Genomic DNA, 16,357 nt, shown 5'->3' with positions numbered 1-16,357 from the left:
CTTCATTCTGTGATTCTTTAAAAAATACGCTGATAACTCCCTGCTCCGCAAAGTGTTTCTTCTATACGCTGCGCAAATGTCTCTGACTTTGCGCCCACAACAATAATCAAAACAAACATAAACCCACAAAAAAAGCCCCAATCCGGGGCTTTTCATATTTTTATTCTTCTCCTTCTTGATCAGTACCATGGGATTTTGAATAGCCTCTCCATTTCTCGATACAATCCTGAAAATCCTGCGGAAGTTCTGTATCAAAACGCATCATCTCGCCGGTTGTAGGATGCACAAAACCCAATGTTTTGGCATGTAAAGCCTGTCTTGGCAATGCTTTGAAACAGTTGTCTATAAACTGTTTGTATTTGGTAAACGTAGTTCCTTTTAAAATCAAATGACCGCCATAACGCTCATCATTAAAAAGCGGGTGTCCTATGTGTTTTAAGTGTGCCCGAATCTGATGGGTTCTTCCTGTTTCCAGTTGGCACGAAATCAACGTCACGTAACCAAAACGCTCCAACACTTTATAATGCGTTACGGCAGGTTTCCCTATTTCCGGATCAGCAAAAACCGCCATTTGCATGCGATCTTTCAAGTGTCGTGCTAAGTTTCCTTCAATCGTTCCTTTCTCTTCAACTACATTTCCCCAAACCAAAGCAACATACTCCCTTTCAGAAGTTTTCGCTTCAAATTGCTTGGCAAGATGCGTCATGGCAGCTTCGGTTTTGGCAATTACCAATAAACCCGAAGTGTCTTTATCAATTCGATGCACTAATCCGGGACGTTCGCTGCTGTTCATTGGCAAATTATCAAAATGATACGCCAACGCATGCACTAAAGTTCCGGTGTAATTCCCGTGACCGGGATGCACCACCATTCCTGGCAATTTATTTATTAATAACAACGCATCGTCTTCGTAAACAATATCAAGCGGAATATTCTCCGGATTAATATGGTTTTCATAAGGAGGATGGGTAAGCATAACGCGCACCACATCATTGGCTTTTACTTTGTAATTCGACTTCACTCTGGCATCGTTTACAAAAATATTCCCTTCGGTAGCTGCGGTTTGTATTTTATTGCGAGTCGCATTTTGAATTAGGCTCATCAAGTATTTATCAATTCGCAAAGACGCTTGGCCTTTGGGAACTTCAAATCTAAAATGTTCAAATAACTCGTCTTCTAAATCTATTGTATCTATATTATTGTTCATCAACTGGTGTTTCTTCTATTGGTGCAACCAGAGTATCCGCAGCACTTTCTTCTTCTTCATAACTCATTTTTCCGTCTCCTAAAACCAAATCAATTTTGGATGATTTCAAGACTCTGTCGCCTACTTTCAGGTTTCTTCCTTTGAAACGCATTTCCAATACCATATCTTTTCCAAGATTTGGAACATACGTAACAGTTCCTTCCTCGAGCCCTAACGCTTTCAATGTAGGCACCGCTTCACGATATGTTTTATTCACTAAATCAGGAATTCGCACGGATGAAAATCCCGAAGTATTTATTTTTATGTATATTTTTCTGCCCACTTTTACCTTGGTACCCGGCGATGGATCTTGCTCTACCACACTAAATTGCGGGAAATCACTTCTATAATCCACACTATCCAAAAGCACGTAATCTAAATCCAACTCATCTAACTTTTCCTCCACTTGCTCTTCAGTCAATTTACTCAAATTTGGAACAGCAATTTCATGACCATGATCTGTTGTAAAAGTCAACCAATGCATAAACAAATAACCCAAAGCGGCAATAATGGCAATCGCAATTAATACTTGTACTAAAAAGACACGACTAGTAAGATACTTACGTAAACTCATAAATTTATTTTTATATGTGGCAAAGATAAAGCTATTTCGTTTCAAAAAAAATGATAATTTTGTTTAATGCTTTTTGGAGCTATTTCCCGCTATTCGTTGCAAATGAAATTCACTGAACTCCAATTAAAATGAAAGTATAGTGAAGTAATCTTTTTATCCGCCGAAAAGGCTGATAAAAAGGATTTCCACTGCTATCGGGGCTAGAATATAGTGCTAAAAACACCTTATTATTTATTCGAACAACTAAGAACAAAACGATACAAAATGAAAAACATTGCCATCATCATGGGCGGATATTCCAGCGAGTATAAAATCTCACTCATCAGCGGAAACGTCGTATATCAATTTCTGGACAAAACGAAATACAACAGATTCCGAATCCATATTTTCAAAGAAAAATGGGTCTATGTTGATGCTAATGACGCCGAATTCCCCATCGATAAAAATGATTTTTCAGTAACTGTTGATGGCAATAAAATCACTTTTGACTGTGTTTTCAACGCCATTCACGGAACTCCCGGCGAAGACGGACTAATGCAAGCGTATTACGAATTATTACATATTCCGCAAACTTCCTGCGATTATTACCAAGCAGCGCTAACATTCAACAAACGTGATTTATTATCCGTTTTAAAACCATACGGAATAAAGACCGCCACTTCCTATTACTTGAATAAAGGCGATACCATCAATACTGACGAAATTGTAGCTAAAGTTGGTCTGCCTTGTTTTGTAAAACCAAATAAAGCGGGTTCCAGTTTTGGAATTTCCAAAGTAAAAACCATCAATGAATTGCCAATCGCAATAGAAGTCGCTTACAAAGAAGACAACGAAATCATCATAGAAAGTTTCCTTGACGGAACCGAAGTTTCTGTAGGAGTTATCAATTACAAAGGAACCGTAACCGTTTTACCCATCACCGAAATTGTTTCGGATAATGATTTCTTCGATTATGAAGCCAAATATTTGGGTAAATCACAAGAAATCACACCGGCAAGAATCTCAGATGAAATGACCCAAAAAGTGAGCGAAATAGCCAAACGCGCTTATGAAGTCCTAAAAATGAGAGGTTTCTCCAGAAGTGAATTTATCCTCGTAAACGATGAACCACACATGCTAGAAATGAACACCATTCCGGGATTAACGACCGAAAGTTTGATTCCGCAACAAGCCAAAGCTGCCGGAATTTCATTGGAAGATTTATTTAGCAATGCGATTGAGTTGGCTTTAAATAACTAACTCTCCATTATGATAGAAATCTTTGAATGGAACCGATTATTGTACAATGATTTACCAGAATCCTTTCTTTTAGAAGTCATTTTCCGTTCTACGACAATGTTTACAGTTTTACTATTAACATTAAAAGTGGCTGGAAAACGTGGCGTAAAGCAATTATCTGTTTTTGAAACAGTCATCATTATTGCTTTAGGGTCAGCAGCGGGAGATCCCATGTTCTATGAAAAAGTTGGAATAATTCCGCCCATAACCGTATTTCTGGTCATTATACTTTTATACCGATTAGTAACTTGGCTAACAGGAAAAAGTAAACGATTTGAAGAGTTTATAGAAGGCAAAACCGAATGTATTATCAGCGAAGGAAAATTTTCAATTGCTACTTTCAAAAAGGAAAGCTTAGCACAAGATGAATTTTTTTCGGAACTCCGATTGAAATCGGTAGAACATTTAGGGCAGGTAAAAAATGCCTTTATGGAAACCAGTGGCGAAATCAGTGTTTTTTATTATGAAGACCATGAAGTCCAACCAGGCTTGCCAATTCTACCTTTTTTATTTAAACAAAAAAGTAAAATGATCCCAACAGAAGGTATTTATTCCTGCACCTTTTGCGGAAATACTGAAAGCCATAAACCAGGAAATGCGGAGTGTAGAGTTTGTAAAAAATCTGAATGGGTCGAAGCAATACAGACACTTCGAAAAACCTAATTGAGCAAAACATAAGTTCAATTTAATTATATTTTATAAAATGAGAAAAGCCATATTCCCGGGTTCATTTGACCCAATTACATTAGGACATGAAGACATCATCAAAAGAAGTATTTCATTATTTGATGAAATCGTAATTGCCATTGGTATCAATGCCGAAAAAAAATACATGTTTTCACTGGAAGAAAGAAAACGATTTATCGAAGAAACCTTCAAGAATGAACCTAAAGTTTCGGTGATTACTTATGAAGGTTTGACCATTGATTTGTGCCATAGAATAAAAGCAGACTTCATTCTGCGTGGTTTACGCAATCCCGCCGATTTCGAATTTGAAAAAGCCATCGCACACACCAATCGCCGCTTATCAAAAATAGAAACCGTTTTTTTATTGACTGCCGCGAGAACTTCGTATATCAGTTCCAGTATTGTGAGAGATGTAATCCGCAATGGAGGTCAATATGAAATGCTGGTTCCTGATGCCGTTCGAGTAAAATAGTGATTACCATCAACAAAATATAAAATTGTGAAACGTGGCAATAAGCTGTAATTTCGCCTAAAAATAAAAGCCATCAAACAATGAGTATAGAAAGAGAATTAAGCAAACGCAGCGGATCGAAATGTGAACTTTGTGTCGCAACCGAAAACTTAAAAGTATATCAGGTATTGCCAACCAAAAAAGGTGGACTTGACGAAAGTATCATGGCTTGCAGTACCTGTATCGACCAAATCGAAAAACCGGATAACGTAGATTTAAATCACTGGAGATGTTTGAATGACAGCATGTGGAGCGAACACACAGCAGTACAAGTAGTAGCATGGAGAATGTTAAGCCGTATGCGTGCAGCGGGATGGCCTCAAGAATTATTAGACCAAATGTATTTAGACGAAGATACTTTGGCTTGGGCGCAAGCAACTGGTGAAGGGGAAGAAGACGAAACCAAAGTAATTCATCGCGACAGCAATGGAGTGATTCTTGAAGTTGGAGATTCAGTGGTTTTAATCAAAGATTTGAAAGTAAAAGGATCTAGTATGGTTGCCAAACAAGGAACTGCTGTACGTAACATTAGACTGGACCATGAAAATGCGGAATACATTGAAGGAAAAGTAGATGGTCAGCAAATTGTAATTATTACACAATACGTTAAGAAGATATAGTCATCAGTTGGCAGTGTTCAGTGATCAGTTAAAAAATGGAGTGGTCAATGGTCAGTTTTTAGTGAGTAGTAAAAAAACATTCTAACAATAAAAAAATCGTTAACAGTATATTATACTGTTAACGATTTTTAGCTATAATTAAGTCACTGATAACTCTTTTCTCTGACCACTGAATACTTTTTATAAACTTCAGACACTGACCACTAAAAACTGACCACTGAACACTAATTACTCCTCTTCCTTCTTAATCACTTTTCGAGCGACTTCGATTTTAAATTTCTTGCCTTTCATTTTCTCCTCTTTAATGGCATGAAGCAAGTCTTTTACTTTGTTGAATTTAACTGCTGCAAATGATATAAAATCTTTTACTTCGATTAATCCTAAATCTCCTTTTTCCAATTTTCCTTTTTGGGAAAAGAAACCGACAATGTCAATTTTATTCAGTTTATTTTTCTTTCCGCCACTGATGTAGATGGTTTGAAATTCAGGTGGTTTTGGCAATGAAGTAGAGTTTTCGACTTTCAAAGCTTCCATACCATAATCGATGTAATCCATTTTTTTCTCACTTTCATGAGCAATAATATAGGCGGTTCCAGAAGCTAACATACGTGCTGTACGTCCGTTTCTATGGGTAAATTCATCTTCTTTTGATGGTAAATGATAATGAATTACGTGATTCATTTCGGGAATATCAAGACCACGAGCAGCCAAATCAGTTGTAATTAAATAGCTTACACTTCCGTTTCTAAACTGTATTAACGCGCGTTCTCTTTCGTCCTGATCCATTCCGCCATGATAATACGTGGCATAAATTCCTTTTTCGTTCAATGTATCGCTGATGCGTTCTGCAGCATCACGATGGTTACAAAAAACTATTGCCGACTGTGATTTCAACGAACAAATCAAGTTGAACAAACTTCCTATTTTGTCTTTCTCCTTCGAAACGACCATTTTCATCGAAAGATTCGTTTCGGTTACGTTTTCTGGAATAAAGTCCAAAATTGTTGGGTTTACCACTCTTGTATATCTTGGAATCTCAATATCGGAAGTTGCCGAAACCAAAACGCGTTTATTCAGTTTTGTTAATTTTCCAATGATAAAAGACATTTGCTCATGAAAACCCAATTGTAATGATTTATCAAATTCATCCAGAATCAAGGTTTGGATTTTATCCACACGAAAAGTTCCTCTGTCGATATGATCCGCAATTCTTCCCGGAGTCCCTATTAAAACTGCTGGAGGATTGCTTAAATTCTTAATTTCAGTATCTATGGAATGTCCGCCGTAGCACACATTTACTTTATAATCAGTCCCCATTTTTTTCCAAACCTGCTCAATCTGCAAACCTAATTCACGTGATGGAACTAGAATCAAACATTGAACCGATAGAATTTCGGGCTGTAACATTTCTAAAATGGGCAACAAAAAAGCCAAAGTTTTTCCGGAACCTGTTGGCGAAAGCAATAAAACATTATTGTCATTCAGGATAGTATCTTGTGCTACTTCCTGCATTTCGTTCAGGCTTTCGATGCCTAAATTCAAAAGTATATTGTTGGAATGGTGTTTCTTATTCATTTTGCAAAGGTAATTTTTAATTCTGAGTTATGAATTTTGAATTATAAATTTTCATTCTTTTAAATCGGGAGCTCCCTTTTCTTGCGATCATTTCTATTCCTATCGAAAAAAAGCTACATTTGAGATTCAATTTAAAAACCGAAGTATGAGATTTTTCACATTCCTTTTTTTACTATTCTCCATCAGTTCATTTGCACAAAAAACGAATAAATACGATACTTTTTTCGAAAAAGGCAATGGAAATCAATCCGCATCTTATCAAGAAACAATTGCCTACTACAAACTTCTGGCGGATGATTTTTCTACTATCCAAATGCAAAAAATGGGATTGACAGACAGTGGCGAACCATTGCACATGGTTGTTTTTAATCCGGAAAAACAATTTGACTTTGGAAGTATCCAAAAAAATAAAGCGGTAATTTTGCTTAACAACGGCATTCACGCAGGCGAACCGGACGGAATTGACGCCAGTATGCAATTATTTAGAGATTTAGCTTTGGGCAAAATAAAAGCGCCAAAAAATACCGTTATCGTTTGTATTCCGGTGTATAATATTGGAGGCGCTTTAAACAGAAATTCCACTTCAAGAGCCAATCAGGACGGACCGGAAATCTATGGCTTTCGTGGCAATGCCAGAAACTATGATTTGAATCGCGATTTCATCAAGTCCGATACTCGAAACACGAAAAGTTTTGTAGAAATTTTTCATAAAATAAATGCCGATGTTTTTATTGACAATCACGTCAGCAATGGCGCAGATTACCAATACAAACTCACGTACATTATGACCCAACATAATAAATTAGGAACCGTTTTAGGTGATTTTTTAAATACTGAAATGATGCCTGCTTTGGTCAAGGATTTACAAAAAAAGAACATCGAAACTACGCCTTACGTCAATGCTTTTCAGGACACACCGGACAAAGGTTTTGGTCAATTTTTTGAAAGCCCACGATTTGCAACTGGCTATACTTCGTTGTTCAATACCATTGGGTTTGTAGTGGAAACACACATGCTTAAAAAATATGCCGACCGTGTGAAAGTGACGTATGAATACATGCGCACAGCAATCGATTTTACAGATGCTAATTACAAAAAAATCAAACAACTGCGATTGAAAAATGAAGAACAGTATAAACCAAAGAAATCGTACACTATAAAATGGGAAATTGATAGTACCAAAACGATTCCTTTTTCGTTTTTAGGCTATGAAGCCAGTTACAAGAAAAGTGACGTAACATCCGGAAATCGCTTGTTTTATGACAAAACAAAACCATTCAAAAAAGACATTCCGTACAGCAAAGAATTCAAATCAGTAAAAGAAATAATTATTCCGGAAGCGTATATAATTCCAAGAGGATTTTGGCCTGTAATTGAATTATTGAAGAGCAATACAATTTCATATCGTCAACTAAAGAACGACACTATAATTGAAGTGGAGAGTTATAAAATCGCGGACTTTAAAACGACAAATTCCGCATACGAAGGCCATTATTTGCACAGAAACACTTCGGTAACCTCTAAAATGGAGAAAGTAGCTTTCGCCAAAGGAGATTACGTTATTCCCACACAACAAAAGGGAATAAAATACGTATTGGAAACATTGGAACCAGAAGCAATAGATTCTTTTTTCAACTGGAACTTTTTCGATACGATGTTACAACAAAAAGAAGGCTATTCAGATTATGTTTTTGAAGATTCAGCTACGCAGATTTTAAAAGAAAATCCAAAATTAAAAGCCGAATTTGATTTAAAAAAACAAAGTGATGTGAGTTTTATCAATAATCCGGAAGCACAACTGGACTGGATTTACAAACATTCGGTTTATTATGAAAAAGCGCATTTACAATATCCGGTGTATCGCGTCTTAAAATAAAAAAAAGCTCCTATTTTAGGAGCTTTTCTTCTTCAAATAATAATTTTATGTTCTCATAAGAGTTTTTCAGCGCCTCTTTAATTTGTTCAGGATTCATCCAAGCCACTTTTTCGATTCCTTCTTCTAATTGACCTTGCGGGGTTCCTTCAAAGTCAGATTGCATTTCGAACCAATGCGTAATTTTTAGCTTGTATTTCCCATTACGTCTAAAAATGTGATAGGTTTTTTGAAGTTTATGGGATATTGTCAAGCCATTTACACCTGTTTCTTCCTCTACTTCACGCATGGCAGTCTCCTGAATTTCCTCTCCTTTTTCGATTCCGCCTTTGGGTAAATCCCATTTTCCATTTCTAAAAATGAATAAAACTTCACCTTTTTTATTGTAAACTAAACCGCCACCGGCTTTGGCAACAGGTATTTTTGCTTTCAAAGTCTTCATAATCACGCTTTCATCAGGATGATACAAGTATGCTTTTTGAATTTTATTTTGAAAGATTTTTATTATAAGTTGCTCTATGTCAATACTTTCTAGCAAGAACAACTGAAAATCTGTCTCCTTAGAGATGTGATTTGTCAAAAAAAGTGGTTTGTCGTTAACAAAAACTTTATACATTTGTACTATGATTTTTAATAAAGATACAGCCGAAAAAACAGCCGAATTTCTATTGCAAATAAATGCAATTAAATTGAATCCAAGAAATCCTTTTACATGGGCTTCTGGATGGAAATCGCCTATTTATTGCGATAACCGACTAATCCTCTCATTTCCAGCCGTAAGGAATTACGTCCGGGATGAATTTTCCAAAAATATTGAGAAACAATTTGGTAAACCAGATGTTATTGCCGGTGTTGCCACTGGAGCAATAGGAATTGGAATGCTAGTAGCGGAAAGTTTGGGATTACCATTTGTGTATGTTCGCCCAGAACCAAAAAAGCACGGAAGACTAAACCAAGTAGAAGGTTTTTTACAAAAAGGACAAAATGTAATTGTTGTAGAAGATTTGATCAGTACGGGAAACAGTAGTTTACTTGCCGTTGAAGCTTTACGTGAAGCTGGAGCGAATGTAAAAGGAATGGCAGCAATCTTTACCTACGGTTTTGATGTTGCTGATGAAAATTTCAAAAATGCACATCTGGATTTATACACGCTAAGCAATTATCAAAATTTATTGAATTTGGCTGTAGCCAAAAGATATATTACAGAAGAGGAAGAACAGACTTTAAGAGAATGGAATGTGAATCCCTCCACTTGGAATATTGAAGTTTAAAAAAATAAAATACCAGAAATTATGAACTTAGAAAGTCCAAAAGTTAGTGTCTCAAAATCAGCTCAAGAATTGTTTGATTTATTGAGTGATGTAAAGAACTTCGAAAAATTAATGCCCGAAAACATTGCTAAATTTGAAGTTATTGGTGACGATGCTTTTATTTTTGGATTAAAAGGAATGCCAGAAATTAAGCTAAAAATGAAAGAAAAAGTAGCTCCAAGCAAAATTGTTTTAGGTGCTGCGAGTGATAAACTTCCATTTACATTGATAGCAAACATAGATGCTATTTCTGACAACTCCAGTGATGTAAAACTTGATTTCGAAGGCGATTTTAATCCTATGATGGCTATGATGATAAAAGGTCCAATTGGAAAATTTATCGAAACTTTAGCTGGGAATATGACTAAATTGTAAAAAAAATAGTTTAAATTAAATAAAAGCCCCTTTTAGTTTACACTAAAAGGGGCTTTTATTTAATTACAAAATAGGCTTACTGTTTTATCAATCTCACTGTTTTTTGTTTAACACCTTGATTGATAATCGCAATATACGAACCTGATGAGAGCTCTTCACCAAACTTGATTTCTTGGCTATCACTATTTTGAATGTGTTGCACCATTCTGCCTAATATATCATATACAATCACTTCTGTTTTTTCAGTAGTACCGCCTTTTATATCAAGAATAAAATATTGGGTAGATGGGTTGGGATATGCCGTTATAGTGAATGGTACAATTTCCGGAGTTTTCTCAACAATTATCTCTTTTGAAGCTGCATTTTTCTTCACCTCATGTATAACTATAGAACCTCCACCAAGTGATGTTGTTGGTAAATCATTTTCATCGTTGCCCATATTATTATCATAAATAACAGCATTACTGTTATTCTTGTCCCATATTTTTATACGGAACTTATCAGCACCCGAACCTCCATCAATTGCGGAAACTAAGAACCCATAGTTACCTAAACCATTGATTTTACCTAATCCTTTATAGTTAGCCTTTGTACCGGAAATAACCAATCGCATATCATCATAAGAAGAACTATTAAAGTTTAGATTACCTTCTTTAAACTGAAATTCAGTATTCCCATCTGGTACTGTGGAACCTTTTTTGTATTTCGCTACAAACCCAAAATTAGCTTTTCCCACTAATAATGGATTGCCTACCCAGGCACCTGCAGGAGAGTTAATCCAACCGCCACCTGTTACGAAACCACCATTAGGATCGTAAACAACAATGTAGTCGTATTGGAAGGTTGTTGAATTTGCTCCACAAGCATCCGTTAAAGTCACTAGAATTGAATAAACACCAGGAGTGGAGTAAGTATGCGATACCGTGAACAAACCTGAAGCTGGATTTGGAACATTTTGAACGGTCGATGTAGCATCATCCCATTTTATAACAGCATTACTCAGATTATTGTCATTATGATTCACTGTAATACTGATTGGAGTATTAATCGAAACTGGTCCAGATACGCCTGTTATAGAACTAATCACTGGAAGTGTGTTATTAACTGTCACATGAATCACTTCCTCATCTGATAATACCGGAGTGCCATTGTCGGTTACCTTAACAGTGAAGGTATAAATACCGGCACATTGTGTTCCCCTAGGCATCCAGGTGAATACGCCTGTTGATGCATTAATCACTGCACCAACAGGAGCACCAACCAAACTGAAAGTTAAAACATTAATAGGAATATCAGAATCCGTGGCCGTAGCTGTAAACGTCAAATTAGCCAATTGATTTACAGATTTGTTACCGATTGCTGCCAGTACGGGAGCCACGTTTACCTCTGCAACCGCAATATTGAACGTTTCGGTATCAGTAAGATTCGGTAGGTTTGCCCCATTGTCCGTAACGGTAACAGTTACCGGATAAGAGCTTCCCCCTTGTGCCTCAGTCGGTGTCCAGCTGAAAGCCCCTGCACTGGTGATACTCATTCCTGCGGCTATCGATGTTGCATCTAATGTATAGGTCAATGTTTGGGATGGAACATCCTGATCACTGGACGTAGCGGTGAAGGCTAAATTAACCTGTTCGTTCACGTTTTTATTTCCAATTATTCCTAATACAGGTACTGTATTCACTGTTACCACTGCCGAACCAGTTACAGTAGCTGCGCAGCCATTGGCATCAGTAACAGAAATAAGTGTGTATGTTGTATTTGAAATAGGGCTAACAGAAATATTGCTTCCGCTGATATAGGAAGTTACGGTGCCTCCGGTCCCGCCAGTATACACAACGGTATAAGGACTTACTCCACCACTTATGGTAACTGTTAAAATTGCATTGTTACCGTTGCAAATAGAAGAAGTTCCGCTTAATGCAGCAGTGATAGCAGCACATGGATTTAAAATACCTGTTGCTGTTGTTCCAAAATAAGTGCTATTTTTATGGATAGCAGCAGAAGCTGTACTTCCCCATGACATTATGGGTTGCGCAACACCGCCAAAAGTTAGTGAACCTGCAGTAGAATTAGTATTTCCCAAATTTGCTATTGCTGTACCGCTAATAGACAGATTTTCATTTATAATTAAACTACCACCAAATGTTTTTATACCTGAACTATTAAGTAAAAGATTATTATATGTTCTAGCCGTTACATTCTGAGCACCAGTAAAGTAATACTCAATACTGCCATTGGAATTAATACTTGATGTTATCCACGTTCCTCCAGACTGTGTAACCAATGAAGCATTTGCTGCAGGACCTAAACCTAAGTTATCAACAGTTCGAATTTTTCCTATTGAACCCATGATTAAGGTTGTAACACCAGTAGTGCCAGATTGGAATAAACCACTTGAATTTGAAAAATTTAGTGTTCCGTTGACATTTAATGTTGCAGCTCCTGAAATAGTAGTAGTAAATCCTAAAGCATCAACTGTTGTTCCTGAACCAATATCAAATGTATTAGCAACAGTTATGCCTGTATTCATTGATTTAATACCACTACCAGTGGTTGATAGTTTATAGTAAGAAGCAGGGCCCAGAATTGTTTGCGCAGCACCATTGTATTCAATGGTTCCCGTTCCGGGTATAAATGTTGAATTACCTCCCCATGAAAAACTACCAGCAACTTTTAAAATTCCAGAACCTGAAAAAACTATTTGTGCATTACTATTATTTGATGGATTAATAATATTCCCAGCTAAATTTACCGTTCCAGAAGATATTGAAAAAATTCCCTTTCTACCACCCCCTCCATTTGCTCCATCAACACTTAAATTCCCACCAATAGTTAATGTTCCGGTTCCAACAGCTAATTCATTTGTAATGCTGTTAGTACCGGGCGCATTTATAGTTACATTCCCAGAAACAGTTAATATAACTCCGGAATTAATCAGGAGTTTAGTGTTACTACCACCACCTAAAATACTAACTGATTTAGCTGATCTATCATCAATAACTGTAACAGTTGCTCCTACGGCAATTACTACATCATCAGCAGCAAGCGGAACATTTCCACCAACCCATGTGCTACCACTATTCCAATTACCGCCTGTACTAGTTGAAGTAATTAACGGATCCGTAAACTCATGCCAAACATTTTCGCCCGAGGACTGGCCTATAGCAATAGCTCTTAATATTTTACCTACACAATGAGTTGCACTCACTTGCCAAGTTGTCACAAATTTACCATTTACATCTGCAGAAACAATCCAAGAATCATGTACTACATCTGCAGTATCATCAGGGTAAATATTTGAATGCAAAACTTGCAAATGAACAGACTCTCCTGATTGGAAACCTACGCCAGTAAATGTTGCAATAGTGCCAGGTTTATAATCTGGCTGGTCTGAAGTTATTGCAGCCTGCCCAAAAGCAACACTTGCAAAAAACAAATTTGCAATTAAAAAAACAATCGTTAAAAAATGTGATTTGAGTAGAAATGTTTTCATATTAATTGAATTTAAATAATAAAATAACGAATACTATATGTCAAACTATAAAATGCAGAATCAATAGAATAAGATCTCTATTGACTTAAGTCTTTTCAATAAAAAACATCATTACAATTGTCTAATTTTCAAAAACTTAAATACTAATTTATGTAATTAAGAATACATTAATCCAATTTTTAATACATTTTCGATTAAAGGGATAAAAAAAACTACCAACTACATATTTTATATTTTTTCAGAAGAAATAAAAAAAATTACTTAAAAAAATATTGCCTTTTTAACGCTATTTTCTATTTTAATTATTAAAATTTCATGAAACCAATTAAAAGATAATCTGTTTAGAATTTATAAATAAAAAGAGGCTGTCTTTACGGACAGCCTCTTTTGGGTTTTGATATTTGTATTACCTTTTTGTCTTTATTTTAAAACTGTAAACTCAATTTTTGAATCATTATAAATTCTATGCGTTTGTTTTTTAAAATCCTCTAGTTTTGCATAGAATATATTGTCTACAAACGTTTGCGGATTCAAATCAATAAACGGAAACCATGTGCTTTGAACTTGAATCTGAATTTTGTGTCCTTTTTTAAACGTATGAAAAACATCTTGCAATTTGATATTTACTGCCGTTTTCTCATTGGCAACAAAAGGTTCCGGTTTTGAGAAACTATTTCTAAAACGCCCTCTCATTACCTCACTACGTACCATCATATGGTAATTACTCATCTTTAAATAAGGAGCAACTTCTTTTGTCTCCGGTTCATCATTCGGGAAAACGTCAATCACTTTAACAATCCAGTCCGCATCAGTTCCTGTAGTCGAAACTTGCAATTTAGCCAAGATTTCTCCCGCCAAAGTAGTGTCCTCATTCAAAACCTCTGTTTCAAAAACTAACACATCAGGACGTCTCGCAGCAAAACGCTGATCATCGGTCATGTATTTTCTTGGCGTAAGCCCTTGTTGTTTGATATCCTCAGAATAAGGAACCGGTTTTTTAGGATCACTGATAAATTCTTCAAAGGCAAAATTCTTCTTTGCAATTTTTGACAATCGGTTATCTTGCAAAAAGAAATCTTGCTTTGCCGTATTTTGTGGAGGCCAAACCGCAAAAGTCTGCCACTCTTTTCTACCAGTATCAAAAACATAGGCTTCAGGTAATTTGTTTTCACCTTTCCCATTATTTTTTAAGAAATGACGGAAGAAATTTGCTTCTATATTTTTTTGATAAAATCCGGAAATACTGTCGCCAAAATTAATATTACCAATCACTTGTTTTGCTGAATTTCTAGCCCAATCTCCATGGCTCCAAGGTCCCATAACGATTGTGTTGTAATTTTTGCTGCTCTTTTCAATTGTGCTATATGTATTTAAAGGACCGTATAAATCTTCTGCATCAAACCAACCTCCTACTGTCATTACAGCTGGTTTTATATTTTTTAAATGTTGCAAAATTCCACGTTTTTGCCAAAAATCATCATAACTGGAATGGTCTTTCAGCTGCTGCCAAAATTCATCTTCTTTACCATAATACTTGTCTAAATTAGATAATGGTCCTGCATCCAAGAAAAACTGGTAATCATCATTAGTTCCCGTATTCGTGAATTTATACCAAGGTTCCGTAGTACGTTTTGTTTTTTGAGGACCAAATAATGGAGTTACTTTCCAATAGCTCAACAAATATGCTCCATTATGATGAAAGTCATCAAAAAAGAAATCAGCAATACAAGCCTGAGGCGAAACTGCTTTCAATGCGGGATGATTACTCAACAAGGAATACGTAGCGTAAAAACCGGGATACGATATCCCCCAAGTTCCAACATTCCCGTTATTATGAGCCACATTTTTAACCAGCCAGTCAATCGTATCATACGTATCCGAAGCTTCATCAGTATCTTTTTTTTCTTTTTTATTTGGAATAAAACCACGCATATTGTCATATAAACCATCACTCATGAACCTGCCACGAACATCTTGATACACCACAATATATCCCTCTTTCATCATGGTTTCACTGGGAGAAATACTTTTCTTGAACTGATTTTCTCCATAAGGACCCGAATTATAAGGCGTTCTTTGCATTATAATTGGATATTTTTTAGAAACATCTTTTGGAGTGTAGATAGAAGTAAATAATTCTGCACCGTCACGCATTTTAATATGCACTTCCTTCTTGGTATAGTTATCAGATACATAATTTGTTTTATTGTCTTGGGCAAACAGAATTGTACCAATACAAAAAAGAGAAATACTTAATAGTTTTTTCATGAAATTTATTGAATTTAAATAGTTTTTAAAGGTAAAAAATCTTACCTAATATAGTCTTCTTAATTTTTTTATTTTTTTTTACAAAGCATGAACCATGATTTGTAAAAAAATAAAAAAAGTCTTTAAACAATCAAATAGTATTTTATGATTATTGTTCTTCTAAAAAATGAATTCAATGATACAATATTTGATGTTAATTTTCATCTCAGAAACTTCAAATAGTGCCTTTTTAAATTTACATGCCCTTTTTTTGACAAAAAGATTATTTTAACTTTATGATACAAAAATAAAAACAATATTTATATCCTAATGACATGATTTACAGGTTGTTAATATTATTTTTTGCTTTTATTTTACTGCTAAAATGCTTAGAAAAAGCCCTTGATTTCTTTATGGAAAAGACTATATCTACACTTTAAGGGGGCTTTTTGGATAAATTTACCTTACATTTGTAAAATACCAAATTATTTTTTTTGCGATTAATAAAGTCTCTTTTTGTGAACTTTTAATCCAAAATAAAGATTCCTTGATTTCAGAAATCATTCTG

Annotated in this window: 13 protein-coding genes; 7 read left to right on the top strand and 6 right to left on the bottom strand. The window is 35.6% G+C overall.

Features of this window, described 5'->3' with window-relative positions; genetic code table 11:
- Window positions 1-160 precede the first annotated feature (160 nt).
- Together E0I61_RS15845 and E0I61_RS15840 are read right to left on the bottom strand one after the other, a co-directional pair.
- A complete protein-coding gene (locus E0I61_RS15845; protein WP_132072616.1) occupies window positions 161-1,207 on the bottom strand; it encodes an RluA family pseudouridine synthase in 1,047 nt (348 codons plus the stop codon).
- Entirely contained in the window at window positions 1,197-1,820 is a 624-nt protein-coding gene (locus tag E0I61_RS15840; protein WP_132072615.1) for a PASTA domain-containing protein, read from the bottom strand. The genes E0I61_RS15845 and E0I61_RS15840 overlap by 11 nt, the downstream gene beginning before the upstream one ends.
- Before the next feature lie 264 nt (window positions 1,821-2,084).
- On the opposite strand from E0I61_RS15840, the gene E0I61_RS15835 reads away from it, so the two are divergent.
- The 4 genes from E0I61_RS15835 to E0I61_RS15820 all read left to right on the top strand — a co-directional run bounded on the left by E0I61_RS15835 (window position 2,085) and on the right by E0I61_RS15820 (window position 4,916).
- On the top strand, window positions 2,085-3,059 hold the full coding sequence (locus E0I61_RS15835; RefSeq protein WP_132072614.1) for a D-alanine--D-alanine ligase: 975 nt from the start codon (window positions 2,085-2,087) through the stop codon (window positions 3,057-3,059).
- A 9-nt stretch (window positions 3,060-3,068) separates the two neighbouring features.
- Window positions 3,069-3,761, top strand: coding sequence for a DUF421 domain-containing protein (locus tag E0I61_RS15830; RefSeq protein ID WP_132072613.1), 693 nt, complete (start codon window positions 3,069-3,071; stop codon window positions 3,759-3,761).
- 40 nt (window positions 3,762-3,801) lie between these two features.
- Entirely contained in the window at window positions 3,802-4,257 is a 456-nt protein-coding gene (gene coaD / locus E0I61_RS15825) for a pantetheine-phosphate adenylyltransferase (RefSeq protein WP_131916379.1), read from the top strand.
- Window positions 4,258-4,337: 80 nt separating this feature from the next.
- Window positions 4,338-4,916, top strand: a complete 579-nt coding sequence (locus E0I61_RS15820; protein ID WP_131996695.1) for a PhnA domain-containing protein — start codon at window positions 4,338-4,340, stop codon at window positions 4,914-4,916.
- Between the two features lie 228 nt (window positions 4,917-5,144).
- Here the strand turns inward: E0I61_RS15820 and E0I61_RS15815 are convergent, their stop codons facing one another.
- Window positions 5,145-6,491: a DEAD/DEAH box helicase gene (locus tag E0I61_RS15815; protein WP_131996692.1), complete on the bottom strand. Its 1,347-nt coding sequence runs from the start codon at window positions 6,489-6,491 to the stop codon at window positions 5,145-5,147.
- A 145-nt stretch (window positions 6,492-6,636) separates the two neighbouring features.
- Between E0I61_RS15815 and E0I61_RS15810 the strand changes: the two genes are divergently transcribed.
- Window positions 6,637-8,367, top strand: a complete 1,731-nt coding sequence (locus E0I61_RS15810; RefSeq protein WP_132072612.1) for a M14 family metallopeptidase — start codon at window positions 6,637-6,639, stop codon at window positions 8,365-8,367.
- A gap of 10 nt (window positions 8,368-8,377) precedes the next feature.
- Here the strand turns inward: E0I61_RS15810 and E0I61_RS15805 are convergent, their stop codons facing one another.
- Window positions 8,378-8,980 (bottom strand): NUDIX hydrolase, encoded by a 603-nt coding sequence (locus E0I61_RS15805; protein ID WP_131996686.1) that lies wholly within the window; start codon window positions 8,978-8,980, stop codon window positions 8,378-8,380.
- Between the two features lie 7 nt (window positions 8,981-8,987).
- Here E0I61_RS15805 and pyrE point away from each other — a divergent pair, with 7 nt between their 5' ends.
- Both pyrE and E0I61_RS15795 read left to right on the top strand, forming a co-directional pair.
- Window positions 8,988-9,635, top strand: a complete 648-nt coding sequence (pyrE, locus tag E0I61_RS15800) for an orotate phosphoribosyltransferase (protein ID WP_131996683.1) — start codon at window positions 8,988-8,990, stop codon at window positions 9,633-9,635.
- Window positions 9,636-9,656: 21 nt separating this feature from the next.
- The gene (locus tag E0I61_RS15795; RefSeq protein WP_131996680.1) at window positions 9,657-10,049 is read left to right on the top strand and encodes an SRPBCC family protein; all 393 of its coding nucleotides are present in this window, start codon (window positions 9,657-9,659) and stop codon (window positions 10,047-10,049) included.
- Between the two features lie 76 nt (window positions 10,050-10,125).
- Here the strand turns inward: E0I61_RS15795 and E0I61_RS15790 are convergent, their stop codons facing one another.
- Both E0I61_RS15790 and E0I61_RS15785 read right to left on the bottom strand, forming a co-directional pair.
- Window positions 10,126-13,542 (bottom strand): T9SS type A sorting domain-containing protein, encoded by a 3,417-nt coding sequence (locus tag E0I61_RS15790; RefSeq protein WP_132072611.1) that lies wholly within the window; start codon window positions 13,540-13,542, stop codon window positions 10,126-10,128.
- A gap of 420 nt (window positions 13,543-13,962) precedes the next feature.
- The gene (locus E0I61_RS15785; protein WP_132072610.1) at window positions 13,963-15,810 is read right to left on the bottom strand and encodes a CocE/NonD family hydrolase; all 1,848 of its coding nucleotides are present in this window, start codon (window positions 15,808-15,810) and stop codon (window positions 13,963-13,965) included.
- Between the last annotated feature and the right edge of the window lie 547 nt (window positions 15,811-16,357).

The sequence above is a fragment of the Flavobacterium ranwuense genome, assembly GCF_004349315.1.
Taxonomy (GTDB): domain Bacteria; phylum Bacteroidota; class Bacteroidia; order Flavobacteriales; family Flavobacteriaceae; genus Flavobacterium; species Flavobacterium ranwuense.
Note: the sequence above shows the minus strand (reverse complement) of the source record. Positions and strands in the feature narration are given on the sequence as shown.